This is a genomic window from Desulfonatronum zhilinae (genome assembly GCF_900182865.1).
Classification (GTDB): domain Bacteria; phylum Desulfobacterota; class Desulfovibrionia; order Desulfovibrionales; family Desulfonatronaceae; genus Desulfonatronum; species Desulfonatronum lacustre.
In genome coordinates this window covers 19042-35920 of record NZ_FXUJ01000005.1, presented here as the reverse complement: position 1 = coordinate 35920, position 16879 = coordinate 19042, and the positions used below count along the sequence as shown (strand labels likewise).

Annotated in this window: 18 protein-coding genes; 11 read left to right on the top strand and 7 right to left on the bottom strand. The window is 62.3% G+C overall.

The features are described 5' to 3' along the window. Positions 1 to 22: 22 nt before the first annotated feature. Positions 23 to 1255 (bottom strand): D-alanyl-D-alanine carboxypeptidase family protein, encoded by a 1233-nt coding sequence (locus tag AC559A_RS06010; RefSeq protein WP_498816806.1) that lies wholly within the window; start codon positions 1253 to 1255, stop codon positions 23 to 25. After that, the gene (locus tag AC559A_RS06005; protein ID WP_498816804.1) at positions 1242 to 3143 is read right to left on the bottom strand and encodes an ABC-F family ATP-binding cassette domain-containing protein; all 1902 of its coding nucleotides are present in this window, start codon (positions 3141 to 3143) and stop codon (positions 1242 to 1244) included. The genes AC559A_RS06010 and AC559A_RS06005 overlap by 14 nt, the downstream gene beginning before the upstream one ends. A 327-nt stretch (positions 3144 to 3470) precedes the next feature. On the opposite strand from AC559A_RS06005, the gene AC559A_RS06000 reads away from it, so the two are divergent. From AC559A_RS06000 to AC559A_RS05980, 5 genes are all read left to right on the top strand, one after another. Then, positions 3471 to 3779 (top strand): DUF485 domain-containing protein, encoded by a 309-nt coding sequence (locus AC559A_RS06000; RefSeq protein ID WP_028573277.1) that lies wholly within the window; start codon positions 3471 to 3473, stop codon positions 3777 to 3779. A gap of 1 nt (position 3780) precedes the next feature. Beyond that, positions 3781 to 5328: a sodium:solute symporter family transporter gene (locus AC559A_RS05995; protein WP_498816803.1), complete on the top strand. Its 1548-nt coding sequence runs from the start codon at positions 3781 to 3783 to the stop codon at positions 5326 to 5328. Then, complete coding sequence (locus AC559A_RS05990) at positions 5325 to 6449, top strand: putative nucleotidyltransferase substrate binding domain-containing protein (RefSeq protein ID WP_498816801.1); 1125 nt, start codon at positions 5325 to 5327, stop codon at positions 6447 to 6449. Before AC559A_RS05995 ends, AC559A_RS05990 begins: the two co-directional genes overlap by 4 nt. 235 nt (positions 6450 to 6684) lie before the next feature. Further along, on the top strand, positions 6685 to 7554 hold the full coding sequence (locus tag AC559A_RS05985; protein ID WP_498816799.1) for a zinc dependent phospholipase C family protein: 870 nt from the start codon (positions 6685 to 6687) through the stop codon (positions 7552 to 7554). 10 nt (positions 7555 to 7564) lie between these two features. Then, on the top strand, positions 7565 to 8476 hold the full coding sequence (locus tag AC559A_RS05980; RefSeq protein ID WP_498816797.1) for an alpha/beta hydrolase: 912 nt from the start codon (positions 7565 to 7567) through the stop codon (positions 8474 to 8476). A 22-nt stretch (positions 8477 to 8498) separates the two neighbouring features. Here the strand turns inward: AC559A_RS05980 and AC559A_RS05975 are convergent, their stop codons facing one another. The 5 genes from AC559A_RS05975 to AC559A_RS05955 all read right to left on the bottom strand — a co-directional run bounded on the left by AC559A_RS05975 (position 8499) and on the right by AC559A_RS05955 (position 9721). Further along, a complete protein-coding gene (locus AC559A_RS05975; RefSeq protein WP_498816796.1) occupies positions 8499 to 8672 on the bottom strand; it encodes a type II toxin-antitoxin system PemK/MazF family toxin in 174 nt (57 codons plus the stop codon). Between the two features lie 17 nt (positions 8673 to 8689). Then, a complete protein-coding gene (locus AC559A_RS05970; protein WP_498816794.1) occupies positions 8690 to 8833 on the bottom strand; it encodes a type II toxin-antitoxin system PemK/MazF family toxin in 144 nt (47 codons plus the stop codon). A gap of 17 nt (positions 8834 to 8850) precedes the next feature. Then, positions 8851 to 9084 carry a hypothetical protein gene (locus AC559A_RS05965; RefSeq protein WP_498816793.1) on the bottom strand — a complete coding sequence of 78 codons (234 nt, stop codon included), beginning with the start codon at positions 9082 to 9084 and terminating at the stop codon, positions 8851 to 8853. A gap of 129 nt (positions 9085 to 9213) precedes the next feature. Beyond that, positions 9214 to 9474 (bottom strand): Txe/YoeB family addiction module toxin, encoded by a 261-nt coding sequence (locus tag AC559A_RS05960; RefSeq protein WP_498816791.1) that lies wholly within the window; start codon positions 9472 to 9474, stop codon positions 9214 to 9216. After that, positions 9467 to 9721 (bottom strand): type II toxin-antitoxin system Phd/YefM family antitoxin, encoded by a 255-nt coding sequence (locus tag AC559A_RS05955; protein WP_028573271.1) that lies wholly within the window; start codon positions 9719 to 9721, stop codon positions 9467 to 9469. The genes AC559A_RS05960 and AC559A_RS05955 overlap by 8 nt, the downstream gene beginning before the upstream one ends. A gap of 291 nt (positions 9722 to 10012) precedes the next feature. Here AC559A_RS05955 and AC559A_RS05950 point away from each other — a divergent pair, with 291 nt between their 5' ends. Genes AC559A_RS05950 through cydC form a run of 6 tightly spaced genes read left to right on the top strand, consistent with a single transcriptional unit; the run spans position 10013 to position 16802 of the window. Continuing rightward, positions 10013 to 10603 carry a LemA family protein gene (locus AC559A_RS05950; protein ID WP_498816789.1) on the top strand — a complete coding sequence of 197 codons (591 nt, stop codon included), beginning with the start codon at positions 10013 to 10015 and terminating at the stop codon, positions 10601 to 10603. 12 nt (positions 10604 to 10615) lie between these two features. Continuing rightward, positions 10616 to 12595: a M48 family metallopeptidase gene (locus AC559A_RS05945; protein WP_498816787.1), complete on the top strand. Its 1980-nt coding sequence runs from the start codon at positions 10616 to 10618 to the stop codon at positions 12593 to 12595. Between the two features lie 28 nt (positions 12596 to 12623). After that, on the top strand, positions 12624 to 12908 hold the full coding sequence (locus AC559A_RS05940; RefSeq protein WP_498816785.1) for a hypothetical protein: 285 nt from the start codon (positions 12624 to 12626) through the stop codon (positions 12906 to 12908). Further along, positions 12898 to 13281 (top strand): toxin-antitoxin system TumE family protein, encoded by a 384-nt coding sequence (locus tag AC559A_RS05935; protein ID WP_498816783.1) that lies wholly within the window; start codon positions 12898 to 12900, stop codon positions 13279 to 13281. The genes AC559A_RS05940 and AC559A_RS05935 overlap by 11 nt, the downstream gene beginning before the upstream one ends. Before the next feature lie 60 nt (positions 13282 to 13341). After that, entirely contained in the window at positions 13342 to 15096 is a 1755-nt protein-coding gene (cydD, locus tag AC559A_RS05930; protein ID WP_498816781.1) for a thiol reductant ABC exporter subunit CydD, read from the top strand. Further along, the gene (gene cydC / locus AC559A_RS05925) at positions 15096 to 16802 is read left to right on the top strand and encodes a thiol reductant ABC exporter subunit CydC (RefSeq protein ID WP_498816779.1); all 1707 of its coding nucleotides are present in this window, start codon (positions 15096 to 15098) and stop codon (positions 16800 to 16802) included. The genes cydD and cydC overlap by 1 nt, the downstream gene beginning before the upstream one ends. Positions 16803 to 16879: the final 77 nt, after the last annotated feature.

Genomic DNA, 16879 nt, shown 5'->3' with positions numbered 1-16879 from the left:
GGCGGGGATGTGGTCAGCGGAGTCAGAGCAGATTGGTGCGTAACAGAAGCAGGCGGACGGAGTCCACCACTTGGCTGAAAAAACCGGCGGGAGCCGCCTCAGCCAGGGTGAAGAGGTCCTCTCTGGCCAGGATTTGATCGCCCAGGACGATCTGCAGTTCGCCGACCTTCTGGCCCCGAAGCATCGGGCCGAGCACCGGCTCGGTCAGGGAAAGGGAGACGCGTCGGTCCAGATCCGGAAGTCGTCCCCTGGGGATGGTCACCACGATGTCCGTGTCCAGGCCGTAGGGCAGCTCGCTTTGACGCGCCTTCCAGACCCTGATCGCGCCCAGGGGCTCTCCGCGAGTATGCAGCCGATGGGTTTCGTAGTGGCTGAAACCGTAGTCCAGAAGTTCCTGGTTCAGTCGGGTGCGGGCGGCCGTGGAGCCCGCGCCAAGAACCACGGCGATGAGCCGCATTTCGCCGCGCATCGCCGAAGTGGTCTGACAATAGCCCGCTGCTCGGGTGTAGCCGGTCTTGATGCCGTCCACGGTGGGGTCGTGGTGAAGCAGGCGGTTCCGGTTGGTCTGGTTGATGTTATTATACTCGAAGTGTCTGATGGAATGCAGGCTGTACAGGTAGGGATGGTCGCGCATCAGGGCCAGGGACAGGGTGGCCATGTCCTGGGCCGTGGTCTGGACTTCGGCCCGAGCCGGAAGCCCGGTGGCGTTGGCGAAGGTGGTCCGGGTCATGCCCAGTTCCTGGGCGGTGCGGTTCATCAGCTCGACGAATTCGGCCTCAGTACCGGCGATGTGTTCGGCCAGGGCCACGCTGGCGTCGTTGCCGGACTGGACGATGATCCCGTGCAGCAACGCGGCCACGGACACGGTGGAGTTCAGATCCAGGAACATCCGGGATCCGGTCATCCGCCAGGCATTTTGGCTCACCCGGACTTCGTCGGTCATGAAGATGGCCCCTTGGAGCAACTTTTGTCCGGCCACGTAGACGGTCATCATTTTGGTCAGGCTGGCCGGCTCCCTCGGGGCGTCGATGTCCTGGGCCACCAGAAGTCGCCCGCTGTCCGCGTCCATGAGCAGATAGGCGGCCGCCGCCGCGGAGGACGAGGGGATGAAGCCCTGGGCCTGGGCGGTGCTCACCCCCGGAAGCAGGCCCGGAAGCAGGCCCGGAAGCAGACTCAAGAACAGGAAAAGCGCCGTCGCAAAAGCGACCCGCGCGGCCCGGTACAGCGGTACTGCGAATTGGTCACGTCGGGGCATGTTCATATTCCCGTTGCTTGGTTTCCAGTTCGTCAAGACGTTCATAAAGGCCGAGCAGGTCGGCCTCGGCCCGGTCCAGTCGGGCGGCCAAGTCGGCCAGAACCTCGGCGTTGGAGACGTTTTTGGGAGCTTCCAAAGCCTGGCGCAGCTCCTGCTCCAAAACCTCGGCCTCCCGAATCCGTTCCCCCATGCCGTCCAGTTCCCGCTGTTCGCCGTAGGAAAGCTTGACCGGACGCCGCGGCTTGGGGGCGGACGGCTTGGCAGCAACGGGTTTGTCCCCTGATTCGATGGATACGGCGGATACGGCGGAGGATGAACGCGCCGTCAGCCACTGAGCATAATCCGAAAAATAGCGCGTCTGACCGTGTCCGTCTTTTCCCGGCTCCAGGGCCAACAACCGGTCGCAGAGGGTATCCAGCAAATAGCGGTCGTGGGTGATCAGCACGATGGCCCCGGGGAACTCCCGCAACCCTTCCTCGAGCACTTCCAGGGTCGGAATATCGATGTCGTTGGTGGGTTCGTCCAGGAGCAGGACGTCCGCCGGGGTGCGCATCAGCCGGGCGATAAGCACCCTGGCCCGTTCCCCGCCGGAAAGCAGGGACACCGGCAGCCCGAGTTGGTCCGTCCGGAACAGAAAGCGCTTGGCCCAGGTGACCACGTGCAGGGCGCGGTCCTGGAAGACCACGGTGTCCCCGGTGGGCGCCAGGGCTTGGCGCAAGGTGGCTTCGGGATCGAGCTGTTCGCGCTTCTGATCAAAGTAGACCATCCGCAGACCGTCGGCCCGGCGCAGCGTCCCCTGGTCCGGCTGAAGCGAACCGTGCAGCAGCCGCATCAGACTGCTTTTGCCCGCGCCGTTGGGTCCCATGATTCCCAGGCGGGTTCCGGGGGAGAGCAGGATATCCAGGTCGGAAAAAAGCACTTGCCCTCCCATGGACAGGCTCACATCCCGGGCCTCCAACAGCCGTTTGGTCTTGCGGCCCGTGGCGTCGAAGGTGATATCCACGGTCTGCTTGAGGGCGTTGCGGGCGCCGACATCGGCCAGTTCGTCCTGGAGGCGATGGGCTTCGTCGATGCGCGCCCGGGCCTTGGTGGTTCGGGCCTTTGGCCCGCGGCGCAGCCATTCGATCTCCCGACGGACCTTGTTGGCCAGAACCTGCTCCTGAACCTCCTGGGCCGCGACGAGAGCTTCGCGCTTGTCGAGAAACGTACTGTAGTTGCCCTCCACCCGCAGGAACCCTTCGGGATAAACGCGGTTCAGTTCCACGATCCGGTTGGTGACGGTTTCCAGAAAGACCCGGTCGTGGCTGACCAGGACAAAGGCGAAGGGAACCTGAAGCAGCAACTTTTCCAGCCAGAGGATGCCTTCCAGATCCAGATGGTTGGTGGGTTCGTCCAGCAGAAGCAGGTCCGGTTCCTGGATCAGGGCCCGGGCCAGAGCCAGGCGCTTGCGCCAGCCTCCGGACAGGGTGTCCACCGGGGTGGAGCCGTCGGGCAGATGCAGGCGGCTGGATATCTCCCAGACGCGCTGAAAGGCTTCCGGGGCTGAATGGCTTTCGAGGAGTCGCTCAGGTGGTTTCTCGACTGACCCTCCAGGCGATTTTTCGGTCAGGGCTTCCAGCAGAACCTGTTCCACCGTGCTTCCAGGAGCGAAGCGCTCTTCCTGGGCGAGATAAACCACGCGCACGTCCTTGCGCCGATGCACCTCGCCCTGGTCCGGTTCTTCCAACCCCGCGATGATTTTGAGCAGGGTGGATTTTCCGGAGCCGTTGGGACCGATCAACCCCGTGCGCTCGCCTTCGAACAGGCCGAGGGTGATGCCGGTGAACAGCGGGTGGGCGGTAAAGGCCTTGGTCAGACCGGTGAAGGAAATGAGAATCGGCGCAGCCATGGTATGGCGTGTACACCACAAACGAACGGACTGGAAGAGAGGCCTGGCGAGGCAAATTCATCATTACGGCATGGTGATTGCCCAGCATGCTATCCACGGACGAGAGAGATATTTTTGTTCAAAATAAGCTGTAACTATTCAGCATAGAGTAATGCCGTTGTCGGGGTCGGAGTCGGGATCGGTAGGTTTATGGTCTCCCGTTCCCTGACCTTCCCAATCGCGCCGTTCGGCGAGGAGCATGTGCAAAATCGAACAAGGGGGTTCATGGTTCGTGGGTTTTGTACCCGAACAATCCTGTTCGTATTTCACCTCTCAAGGAGATTGCCCATGCCCACTGATCGTCCCAAAGGCTCATTGGACGCCGAAAAGTTCCAGAAACTGGTCGTCCGCAAATGGAAGGTTTCCCTCACTCTGGCCGCGATCATGCTGGTCGCGTACTATGGATTCATTCTCGTCCTGGCATTCGCCAAGGACGTTTTGGCGTATAAGATCGGAGAACATCTGACCATCGGCATTCCCGTGGGGATGCTGCTCATTGTCCTGGCCTGGGTCCTGACCGGCGTCTACGTGTTCTGGGCCAACTCCTCCTACGACAAGTCCGTCAAGGACGTGTTGAAAAGCATGAGGAGGGACTAAAATGGACCAGATCGTCACCTCCATCGGCCAGCCCAACATCACGTCCATCGTCTTTTTCCTTTTCTTCATCTGCGCCACCCTGGTCATTACCTATTACGCGGCCAAGAAAAGCCGCTCCGCCTCCCAGTTCTACGCCGCGGGCAGAAGCGTGACCGGCTGGCAGAACGGTTTGGCCCTGGCCGGGGATTATATGAGCGCGGCCTCGTTTCTGGGCATTGCCGGCCTGGTCTCCCTGCGGGGATACGACGGCCTGATCTATTCCATCGGGTTTCTGGTGGGCTGGCCGATCATCATGTTCCTGATCGCCGAGCCGCTGCGCAACCTGGGGAAGTACACCTTCGTGGACGTGGTGGCCTATCGGCTGTCCCAAAAGCCGATCCGCATCGCCGCGTCCATCGGCTCGCTGATGACCGTGTGCTTCTATCTCATCGCCCAGATGGTCGGGTCCGGCTCGTTGATCATGCTGATTTTCGGGATGCCGTATGAGCTGGCCGTGGTCATCGTGGGCATGGTCATGATCATGTACGTGCTGTTCGGGGGCATGCTGGCCACGACCTGGGTGCAGATCATCAAGGCGGTCCTGCTGCTGGGCGGGGCCACGCTGATGGTTTTTCTGATTCTGCTCCATTTCGGGTTCAGCTACGGGGAGATGTTCAAGCAGGCGGCCCTGACCTACGGCGACGGTGTCCTGTCTCCGGGCGGACTGGTGACCAACCCCTGGGACGCCCTGTCCCTGGGCATCGCCCTGATGTTCGGCACTGCGGGGCTGCCGCACATCCTGATGCGCTTTTATACCGTGCCCGATGCCAAGGAAGCCCGAAAATCCGTGTTCTACGCCACGGGATTGATCGGCTACTTCTACATTCTGACCTTCACCATCGGCTTCGGGGCCATGGTCATCGTGGGCCAGGATGTCATCGCCGCCATGGATTCCGGCGGCAACATGGCCGCACTGCTGCTGGCCGAGGCCACCGGCGGAACCATCTTCCTGGGCTTCATCGCCGCCGTGGCTTTTGCCACCATTCTGGCCGTGGTGGCCGGGCTGACCCTGTCCGGGGCCAGCACGCTGTCCCACGATCTGTACGTCAGCGTCTTCCGCTCCGGGAAATCCTCCGAGGAAGAGGAGGTCAAGGTGGCCCGGATCGCCACCCTGGGTCTGGGAGTCGTGGCCATTGCCCTGGGCCTGGCCTTCAAGGGTCAGAACGTGGCCTTCATGGTCGGCCTGGCCTTCGCCATCGCGGCCAGCGCCAACTTCCCGGCCTTGCTGCTGTCCATCCTCTGGCGGAACTTCTCCACCTTCGGCGCGGCCCTGAGCATCGGCACGGGCACCACGCTGGCCGTGGGCCTGATCATCATCAGCCCCACGGTCTGGGTGGACATCCTTGATAATCCCATGGCAATCTTCCCCTTGCGCAACCCGGCCATCATTTCCATGACCGCGGCATTCGCGGCCGGATATCTGGGCTCCAAGCTCAGGCCCGACCCGGAAGCGTCGCGCAGGTACGAGGAACAGAAGATCAGGAACTATCTGGGCGTCGGAGCTGAATGACCCACGAACCCACAGACAGCGACGAAAAACGACGACGGCCCTCGGCTCGGAGCGATGACCCGGACAACCTGTCCGGCGAAATCGCCCGGGCCGAGAGCCTTGCGGACCTGGCCCGGGCCTTCGGCTCGGTCCAGGAGTTCGCGGCCCGTTCCGCTGTCCACTGCCTTGGCCGTTTCTCCGACGGTGGAGATGGGGTCTTCGCTCTTGGTCGGCGGATCGCCGATTTGCGCGACATGATCCTGGTCCGGGTGCATGACCTGGTTTTGGCCGGGACCGGACCGCCTCCGGCGGCTTTTTGTCTGCTGGCCTTGGGCAGCGAGGGGCGCAAGGAGCAATATTTGGCCACGGACCAGGACAACGCCCTGGTTTATGACGATGAAGAGGGGGACGAGGCGGCGATTTTTTTCGAGGTCTTCGCCCATCGATTCGTCCGGATGCTTCTGGAGCTGGGCGTTCCTCCCTGTCCGCACGGGGTGATGATCAACGCCGCGCAGTGGCGTTTGAGCGCCGCCGATTGGGAGCGGGCCGTGGACCACATGAGCGACGAGATGGATGAGCAGGGCATCCTGAAGATGTCCGTGCTGCTGGACATGCGCCCCGTGGCCGGAGCCCCGGAACCGGGCTGGAAGCTCCGGCGGCATTTGCTTCGGCGGATCGCCGAACGTCCTCTGATCTTGCGCTACCTGGCCCGCGAAGCCGTGCGCTTCAGCCCGCCCCTGGGCTTGTTCAACAATTTCGTCGTTCAGAAGAGCGGGGCACATAAGGGGGGGGTGGACGTAAAAAAAGGCGGAATTTTTCCCCTGACCCAGGGAATCCGAACCTTGGCCGCGGAGCACAGCGTTTTGTCGACCTCCACCGAGGAACGAATCACGGGTCTGCTGGAGGCAGGGGCATTATCCGCCGAATTTGGGGCGAGGATGCGGGAGGCCTATGCTTTTTTTCACGTTCTGCGCACCGGAAATCAGGCCGAAATGATCGAAAAGAGGGACAAGCCGGACAATTTCATCATGCCGGATCGGCTTTCCGCGGCGGAGCGGAAGAGGCTCAAGGCCTGCTTCGCCACCGTGACGGAATTTCAGGCCCTGGTGTCCAAAAAGTACGGACTGCATTTGCTGACCTGACACGTAATACCAATTCTACTTCGGCAATGCGTTTTTCGCTTGAGAAAATGCAGTTATCGGGGTCGGCGTCGGTATCGGGATCGGGATCGGGATAGATACTGTTTGTTCGCCAATAATCCTAATTCGACCCCGATACCGATACCGATACCGAAAGAGAAGCTTTGAATTAGAAATGGTATAATTGCTCAGCCGCGCGATTGGAACCTGCGATTTCGATGCGCCGCGGAGGTATCGCATGCCCAAGGAAAACACCCATCTCTGGTTCGCCCGACGGCTTTGGCGCTCGGCTGGAACAGGCGAGGGCGCTCGATCCGCCGAGGCCTTGGTCCAGGCCTACCCCTTGTTCTTCTCCCTGGGCTCGATCATCCCGGATGCCTTTTTCTATCACCCCCTCTCTCGCGGGCGGCGGATGGCCCGTGTGCTGCACGGCTCAGACCCTCGAACCCGGACCGAGGCCTTTGGCCGCATGGCGGCCTGGGCGCAAAAGGACGATCTCGGACGGGACAAGGCCTTTATTCTGGGCTACCTGTCCCACGTGGCCCTGGACAGGGTCATGCATCCCGTGGTGGACGCCCTGTCCGGCAAGCGTCCCGGCCAGGCTTCCACCGGACAAAGCATCGCCCTGCACCGGCTGGTGGAAACGGCCCTGGATCAGCAAATCAACCGCTGCTGCCGTTATCCGCGGATTATCTGGCCCTATCCGGCCAAAAGAGTAGGGGTGCTGCATCGCCTGGCCGCGGAGGTCGGCCTGCGACGCGGCGACGTCCACGCGGCCTTGTCCGTTCAACTCCTGGTCAATCGACTCGTCCAGGGGCGTACCGCCCACGCCCTGGTCCGCGCACTGCACCATCCGCCGGTGCTGGATCTCTCGGTTCTGCTCAATCTGTGCTACGCGCAACTGGACCGAGAGCCCGGTTTCACGGACCCGGGGCACGACGGAAGGGAGGGGTTCTGGCGTGACTTTCATGCCGTGAACTGGTCGAAGTTGTTTGAACGGGCCGAACTGGAAGCCTGGCGGCTTTTCGGTCTCTGTTCCGGATACTGGACGAATCGCCTAAACGAATCAGAATTCCGACGCGGCCTTCCCCACCAACCCTGCGACTAGTGAGTCGGCCATGCATTCAACCCTGACCATCGCCGTAATCCTGGTTCTGCTCTACCTGGGGCTGGCCGGATGGGTCTATGTTCGCCAGGACGCCCTCGTCTATCATCCCATGGCCGAGATTACCCAGACCCCGGCGATCTATGGCCTGGACTATGAGGATCTGACCCTCACCGCCTCGGACGGGGTGAACCTCAACGCCTGGTTCGTTCCGGCCCCGGAAGCTCGGGGCGTGGTCCTCTTTTGCCACGGCAACGCCGGAAACATCGGCCACCGCCTGGATTCGATCCGCATCTTCCGCGACCTGGGGCTGTCCGTGCTGATCTTCGACTACCGCGGCTTCGGTCGCAGCGAAGGACGGCCCAGCGAGGCCGGCACCTATCTGGACGCTCAGGCGGCCTGGGCCTTTCTGGTCGAGGAAAAGGGCGTCGAGCCCGAGCGGATTATTATTTTCGGACGCTCCCTGGGCGGGGCCGTGGCCGCGTACCTGGCCGCACAGATGGGCCGGGAGAAGGCTCCGGGCGCTCTGATCCTGGAATCCACCTTCACCTCCCTGCCGGACATGGCCGCCCGGCTCTATCCCTTCCTTCCGGTGCGCTGGCTGGCCAAATACAGCTACAACACCCTGGGCCGACTGGGCGACGTCCATTCACCGGTGCTGGTGGTGCACAGCCCGGGAGACGACATCATCCCCTACGCCCATGGCCAGGCCCTCTTCGCCGCCGCGCCCGAACCAAAGATGTTCCTGGAAATCTCCGGAGGGCACAATGCGGGTTTTCTGACTTCCGGGGCGAGGTATGTGGAGGGGTTGCGGTCGTTTCTGGAAGGGCAGGTTTCGAGAAAGTACGGTGACGCGGTTGGCGGTTTGGATATTGAAGAGCTATCAGACGCTGATGAACGGGATGAGCGGTACGAGGTGGAGTGAGGGAGGTGAGCGGAAATCGCGATCAGGCCAGGCTGAAAACCCGCCGCAAAGCCTGATCAACCTGGGCCATGACCTCCGCGGCCAGTTCGCCGCGAACGGCCACGAAACGGGATTGATAATCGATTGGACGGGTTTGCAGGCAGTCGGCCACGGATTGCTTGGACAGTCCGTTTTGTTCCGTGGGTTCGATGATCACGTTGGTGACGATGCGCCCTATTTCTCGGTGAAAGCAGTGATCGAAGTGACCTGAATCACCGGAACGCGGGCGTTGTAGGTATCATTGGTGACAATGACGCAGGGACGAACCTTGCCGGTCTCCGAACCTTTGACAGGATCAAGGTTGACGTCGATGACCATCCCTCGTTTCAAAAGCATCACTCCGGCCACTTTACCACCACGTCATCGTTCCATTCTCGTGTTTCCGCATCGTGGGAATACGTCTCGGCGTACAGATCCGCGGATTCCCGCAGCCGCTGCTGCTCCAAGTCACTGCTCAGGCGGTCCAGAGCTACCCGGACCAACTGACTTTTGTCCTTAAACCCCAACTCTTTGTATTGCTCAATGAAACTGTGTTGCGGCTTGTCCAGGCTGAATTTGGCTTGAAGCATTTATCCTCCTTCTTGTTGCCTTGAGAGGCCAAAATACAACCCCGATTTTAGGCCCCCGAAGTTGGGCCGTCAAGCAGTTTCGCGGTGTAAACGACCTGCTCGATAGGCAGCTTGACCTTGCGGTGCGTCTCAGTAGTGATACCGGCAGGAAATGATCGTGATGAAGGTGTCGTCCACCGCGTAAACCAAGCGGTTCGTCTCATCGATCCGCCGTGACCAGAATCCGGCCAGGTTTTCCTTGAGTGCTTCAGGCTTGCCGATTCCTTCGAATGGAGAGCGTTGCGCATCGGCAATGAGTTTGTTGATCCTTTTGAGCGTCTTTTTATCCTGGGTTTGCCAGAACACATAGTCAGTCCAGGCCGCGATGGTCCAGGCCAGGCGCCTATTCATCGGTCGTCTCTCTCTCGACCAGCCGACCCTCCCTGTACTGCTGGATGGATTCCCGCAAATGGTCGACGTTGGCCGGAGATTTCAGCAAATGCACGGTCTCCATCAAACTGTTGTAGGAGTCCATGGACATGATCACGGCGGCAGGTGCGTCTCGCCGGCTGATAATGGTGCAGTCCGCGTCGTTGATCACGGTGTCGAGCACGGCTTTCAATCCGTTGCGGGCCTCGGAAAAGGATACGATGCGCATGGTTCTTTCTCCTAGTTGATGTACAAGATATAGTACATGGCCTTTGCTCGCGTCAACGTTCATCCCTGCCCGACAGTGACGTTGAGGTATGTCCAGTCGGGTGTGGGAGCGCTCGACTGGACATGACTGGAAAGAGGCCGGATCGGCATCCCGGCGAAAGACTCCGAGGAGCGGTCAATCCCAGCCGTTGACAATCCCGTCGTTTTCATCAACTTCACAAGGTGTTTGCCGAAGCAGCCGATTGGCTACGCTTGCCGCTTCCTTTTCGCCCTTCAAACAGGAGAATCCATCATGTCCACGTCACTGATCGTCGCCCTTGTCTTGATTGTCGCCCTGGGCTTTCTGGTGATGCGCATCTACAACCAGTTGGTCGCCCTCAGGAACCGGTACAAGAACGCTTTTGCCCAGATCGACGTGCAGCTCAAGCGGCGCTACGATCTGATTCCCAATCTGGTGGAGACGGCCAAGGCCTACATGGCCCATGAACGGGAGACCCTGGAAGCCGTGATCGCGGCCCGGAACCAGGCCTACGGTGCCATGCAGGCAGCGTCGGCCAATCCGGGGCAGGCCGCGGCCATGGCCGGTTTGGCCGGGGCCGAGGGCATGCTGTCCGGGGCGCTGGGGAAGCTCTTCGCCCTGGTGGAGAGCTATCCGGACCTGAAGGCCAATCAGAACATGATGCAGCTCAGCGAGGAGATGACCAGCACGGAAAACAAGGTCGCCTTCGCCCGGCAGGCCTTCAACGACGGAGTGATGACCTACAACACCTACCGGGAGTCCTTTCCCCAGACCATCTTTGCCGGGATGTTCGGGTTCAGCCCGGCTACATTGCTGGAGTTCGAGGGTCGGGAGTTTCGGGAAGCGCCCAAGGTTCAATTCTAGGCTGGGTACATCATGGATTTTTTTGAGAGCCAGGAACGGGCTCGACGCAAGAGCGCGGTGCTGGTGGTGCTGTTCATTCTGGCCACCATCGGCATCGTGTTCACGGTCTATGCCCTGATCTATCTGTTGCTACTGACCGACGCGCCCAACGCGGCCCAGGCCTGGCGGGAGTTCAAGAGCATGGCCGACCTGCTGGCCATGCTGGGTGCGCTGATCCTGGCCATTATCGGGTTCGGGACCATTTTCAAGATGGTCCAGCTCCGGCGTGGCGGGGCCGCGGTGGCCGAACTGCTGGGCGGACGGCTGGTGATGCCGGACAGCGCCAACCCGGATGAGCGCAAGGTGCTCAACGTGGTGGAGGAAATGGCCATTGCCTCGGGTCTGCCCGTGCCTCCGGTGTACATGCTGGACCAGGAGAGCGGCATCAACGCCTTTGCCGCGGGCCAGAACCCCGGCGACGCGGTGGTGGGACTGACCAGCGGGGCCGCCCGGCTGTTGACCCGCTCGGAGTTGCAGGCCGTGATCGGGCACGAGTTCAGCCATATCCTGAACGGGGACATGCGCATGAACATCAAGCTGATGAGCGTGATCCACGGGCTGATCATCCTGGGGCTGGCCGGGCGGGTGATCCTGCGGATGACCGTCTATGGCGGGCGGTCCCGGGATCGTCGGGGTGCTGCCTTGCCCCTGGTGCTGGGCGTGGGCTTCATCCTGGTGGGCTCCCTGGGGATGTTTTTCGGGAGCATGATCAAGGCCGCGGTCTCCCGGCAACGGGAGTACCTGGCCGACGCCTCGGCGGTCCAGTTCACCCGCGACTCCCGGGCCATGGCCGGGGTGCTGAAGAAGATCGGCGCGATTTCCCAGGGGTCGCGCCTGGAGCACGCCAACGCGGCCCAGGCCAGCCACATGTTTTTCGCCCAGGGCGTGAACGTGCTCATGACCTCCCTGTTCGCCACCCACCCCCCCTTGGAGGAGCGCATCCGGCGGGTGGAACCGGGCTGGGACGGAACGTATCCGGTCCTGCCAGCAGTCACGTCGGACATTCCCCGATCACAAGCGCGAACGTCAACGGGCGTGTCCGCCGACGAGTTCGGTTTTTCCGCCCTGAATTCGGAACAGCACCCGAAACAACGCCCCCCTTCCCCGCGGACAGCGGCCCGGTCCAGCGCTCCGACAGCCGGTGACCTGACCGCCTCGGTGGGGCGGCTGGACGATGTCCATGTCGCCCAGGCCCGTCGAATCCGGGAGCGCATCCCCAGCGTATTCCTGGACGCGGCCCACGACACGTCCCAGGCCCATTGGGTGTTGTTCGCCATGCTGCTCAGTCGAGATCAAGGCGTGGCCAAGGCCCAGCTTGCGTTGTTGGACAAGATTTTCGGGCCGTCCCTGGCCCGGGAGGTGGCCAATCTGGCACGCCTGGAACTTCCCAGGGAACTGCGCCTTCCGTTGATGGATATCTGCTTCCCGGCCCTGCGCCGGATGCCGTTTGATCGCTATCCGGCGTTTCGTTCCGCGCTGCACGGGATGATTCAGGCCGATGGACGGGTCGGGCTGTTTGAGTGGGCCGTACACCGGGCCGTACTGCGCCATCTGGAGCCGTCCTTCGAGCCGGGTCGGCCCTCGGCATTTGGTCACGTGGCCCTGCACCAGGCCGTGGATCAGACCTCGCTGATCCTCTCCGCCCTGGCCCATGTGGGGGCCCGGGCCGAAGACACGGCCATGGCCTTCGAGGCCGGGGCCAAGGAACTGCGCCTGCCCGGCCTGGGGCTGCGCACTCGAGAACAGTGCGGCATCCAGGCCCTGGACACGGCTTTGACCAAGCTGGTCCGCCTGCGCGAATCTTCCAAGCGCGACCTGATCACGGCCTGCGCCGCGGTCATCGTGGCCGACGGCCAGGTCTCCATCGCCCAGGCCGAAATACTGCGGGCCGTTAGCGACGCCCTGGAATGCCCCATGCCGCCGCTGTTGCCCGGGCAGGTGGCGGGGGCATAAAATCCTTAATCATCTGCCGGAGAAGACCATGACTGTCGTGGAAATTTTGAAGCAAGCCGGAGAGTGTGAGGATCATGTCTTGAGAGAGCACGCGACGTTACTGGCTTTGTCTAAAATGAGTCGATATGAAGCAGAATGTGCGCTGTTCGAGGAAAAATACGCGGAACCATTCCATGCCTTCAAGGAACGTGTTCGGTCGATGCTGAACGAAGAAGACTTTCAGATGGATGACGACTTGATGGATTGGGAATTCGCTCACACCGCCCTGTCCTGGTGGAAAGACAAGTTGGAAGAAATTCGCCATGTTGGCTGACATTGTCGAACAGCACAAGGAGATTATCGCATCCTGGACAGTAACGCATTTCGACAGGGAAGGCGCAAACCTTCGATTGAAGGCGTCAATAGTTTTTATTGACGGCAGTTTGCTCTTTATTCGTCAGGTGGTGGTCAATGGGGCTATGCTTAAATATGCCTACCATTGGCAGACACAGGGTGATGCCTTAATCATCCGCTGGGACAACGCGGAACATTGGCCTGACGTCGCCACTTTTCCTCATCACAAGCACGTTGCTCGTGATGGAGTAATTGATGTCTTGCCTTCCAAGGGGGCTGACTTGCATGAAGTCCTGAGAGAAGTCGCCCTCGTTCTTCAGTCAGTCCATCCGTCATCGAACCTTTCCGCTTGACCTCTCGTGATCGCTTCCAAAACAGACACAAGGGCCGACCATCCGGCTCCGAAGGACTGGTTGCGCGCGAATGCACGGTCGGTGCGCGGGCTGTTGCTGGCGGGGATCGGCTTGGCGGCGGCGGCCGGGGTTTTGGTGATCGTTCAGGCCGGGTTGCTGGCCTGGGTGGTGCATCAGGTCCTGTTTGAGGCGGCCGGGCTGGAGGACGTCTTCGGAGCGCTGGTGGCCCTGCCGATACTGATGCTGATCCGGGCCGGGCTGGTCTGGGGCGGGGAGCAGTTCGGGGTTCGGGCCGCGATGCGGGTCAAGAGCCAGCTCCGGATGCGGGTCATGGACCACTTGGCGGCTTTGGGACCGGAACGGCTGCGCGGGCGCTCCAGCGGCGATCTGGCCCATCACGTGGTGGACGGGATCGAAGGGCTGGAGGCCTATTTCGCCCGGTATCTGCCGCAGGCCGCTTTGGCTGCTTTGCTTCCCCTGGCCGTCCTGGCCTTCGTCTTTCCTCTGGACCTGATCAGCGGGCTGATCCTGCTGTTCACCGCGCCGTTCATCCCCCTGTTCATGTTCCTGATCGGCTCCCGGGCCGAGAAGCTGAACCAGCGCCAGTGGCGGCGGCTGGCGCTGCTGAGCGCCCGGTTTCTGGACAGCCTGCAAGGCCTGACCACGCTGCGGCTGTTCAACGCCACCCGTCGGGAAGCCCGGATCATCGCCGAGATCACCGACGATTACCGGGAATCGACGTTGTCCGTGCTGCGGATCGCCTTTCTCTCCGCCCTGGTTCTGGAGTTCTTCTCCACGGTCAGTCTGGCCGTGGTGGCCGTGATCATCGGCTTCAAGCTGCTCTCCGGGACCATGCCTTTCCAGGCCGGGTTCTTCATCCTCTTGCTGGCCCCGGAATTCTATCTCCCTCTGCGCACCCTGGGCGTTCATTATCATTCCCGGCTTTCGGCCATGGCCGCTTCCGAGGGGCTGACGGCCCTGCTGGCCGAGCAGCCTCAGGTGTCTGGCCGCCAATCTGAGCGCTGCCCGGCATGGTCCTCCGTGGACCTGGACATTCAGAATCTGGATTTCAGTCATGCACCGGACCGACCGGTGTTGCGCGGCTTTTCCCTGCGCGTTGCGCCCGGAAGCCGCGTGGCCCTGATCGGGCCCAGCGGCGTGGGCAAGACGTCCCTGTTGCGGTTGCTTCTGGGCACGGCCCGCCCGGAGGGCGGACGCATCCTGGCCAACGGGACGGATCTGGCGGACATGGACCTGGGACACTGGCTGCGGCATGTGGCCTGGATGCCTCAGAATCCGTATATCGCCCCGACCACGATGTGGGAGAACGTGCTGCCGGGTGGTGCTTCCGGACCGGCTGGACAGCCTGGAATGCAGGACACGGTGGACTGGGACGCCCTGGACGAGATCGCCGCGCTGACCGGCCTGGATCGCGACCTGACCGCCATGGCCCAGGGCTGGCAAACCCGGGTCGGCGAGGGTGGGACCGGGTTGTCCGGTGGGCAGCGCCAGCGGTTGGCCCTGACCCGGGTTTTGGCCAGAACTCTGGCCAACCCCGCGCCGTTGCTGCTTCTGGATGAGCCCACGGCGCACCTGGACGACCAGGGTGTCGAGGTGGTGTTGGACGCGCTGTGCAAAGTGTCCGGTGGATTTTCCGGTGGACTTTCAGGCGGTTTTTTGGGCGGACTTTCGGGCAAACGGACCGTGATTGTCGCTTCCCATGATTCCAGAGTTCGGGAGTTCGCGGACATGGTGGTGGAACTCGCGTCGCCGAAGGATGCGCGTTCACAAGAAGCATGCCGGGACGGTGGGTGATGCGCGTTTTTCGACTCCTGCTCTCCATGGCTCGGGCCAAGTGGCCCTGGCTGCTCCTGGGTCTGCTCTGTTCCGTGGTCACGGTGCTGGCCAACATGGCCTTGCTGGCCCTGGCGGCCTGGTTTCTGGCCTCCATGGCCCTGGCCGGGGTCAGTGGAGTGCTGTTCAACTATTTCCTGCCGGCCGGGGCCATCCGGACCCTGGCCATTGTCCGCAGCGTGGGGCGCTATTTCGAACGGCTGGTCAGCCATGACGCCACGTTGCGCCTTCTGGCCGATCTGCGGGTGCGGTTTTTCCAGCGTCTGGTGCCCCTGGTGCCCGCTGGCCTGAGCAAAAAAGACGGACGAGGAGGGATGCACAGCGCGGATTTGTTCAGCCGGTTGCGGGCGGACATCGACCTGCTGGACAACTTCTATCTACGTCTGCTCCTGCCAGCCGGGACGGCGGTGTGCGTGGCCGGGGTCGCTTTCTTTTTTTTCTTTTTCTTTGATCCGGGCTTGGCTCTGGGCGTGGCCGGACTCTGGCTGCTGGCCGGGGCCGTTCTGCCGGCATTTTGTCTGTATCGGGGCGCGGCGGACGGCGCGGAACAGGTGCAGGCGGCCTCCCGGCTGCGTTGCCTGGTGGTGGACGGCCTGCGGGGCATGGAGGAGTTGCTGGTCTACGGAGCCGGACCCAGGCACCGGGAACTGGTTCAGCGGGAGAATGACCGGCTGATCCGGCTGCAAACCCGGACGGCCCGGCTGGAGAGCATGGCTCAGGGCATGGTGGGGCTGGCCTCCGGGCTGGCCATGTGGCTGGTGTTGTTGTCAGGCATTTCCCTGGTGGGCTCGGAAGATTGGTCCCCGGCCACGTTGCCCATGCTGGCCGTCCTGGCTCTGGTCAGCTTCGAGGCTATTTTGCCCCTGCCCGGAGCGTGGCGGATGTGGGGCCAAATCCGGATGGCCGCGGGACGCATCCTGGAGATCACCGAGGCCAGGGCTCCGGTGACCGAACCTCTGGAGCCGCGGGAAATGCCGTCGGAAGGAGATCTGGTGATTCGCGATCTGTGGTTCACCTATCCAGGAGGAACCTCAGACCGCGATAAACCGACGCTGCGCGGCTTGAATCTTGACCTGCCTCAGGGCGGGCGGGTCGGCATCGTGGGATCCGCCGGGTCCGGCAAGACCACCCTGCAGCAGATTCTGCTCAGATTTTGGGAGTACGACCACGGCGAGATCCGGCTTGCCGGGCGGGAATTGCGCAGCGTATCCGGCGATGAAGTCCGGGCCCGGATGGCCGTGGTCTCCCAGCATGTGTTCCTGTTCAACGCCACCATTGCCGAGAACTTGCGCCTGGGGCGTCCCCAAGCCACGCAGGCCCAGCTTTGGGAGGCACTGCGCACGGCCCGGCTGGATGAGTTCGCCGCGTCCTTGCCAGAGGGGCTGAACACCCGGGTCGGTCAGTTGGGGGCCAGGCTGTCCGGCGGTCAGGCCCGGCGGCTGAGCGTGGCCCGGGCCCTGCTCAAGGACGCCCCGATCCTGATCCTGGACGAGCCCACCGAAGGGCTGGACGCCGGGACCGAGGCCGAGTTGTGGGCGGAACTGCTCCCTCTGATGCAGGGCCGTTCCGTGCTGCTGATCACCCATCGCCCGGCGGGGCTGGAATACATGGAGCGGGTGTATCGGCTGGAGCAGGGACGGTTGGTTCCCTTCCGCCGGAATATTTAGCTGTGCGGCTTGCGACAGGCCGATTACCACCGCCAACTCCAATCCCACCGGGCAATATTCCACCCCCCGGATCTCGG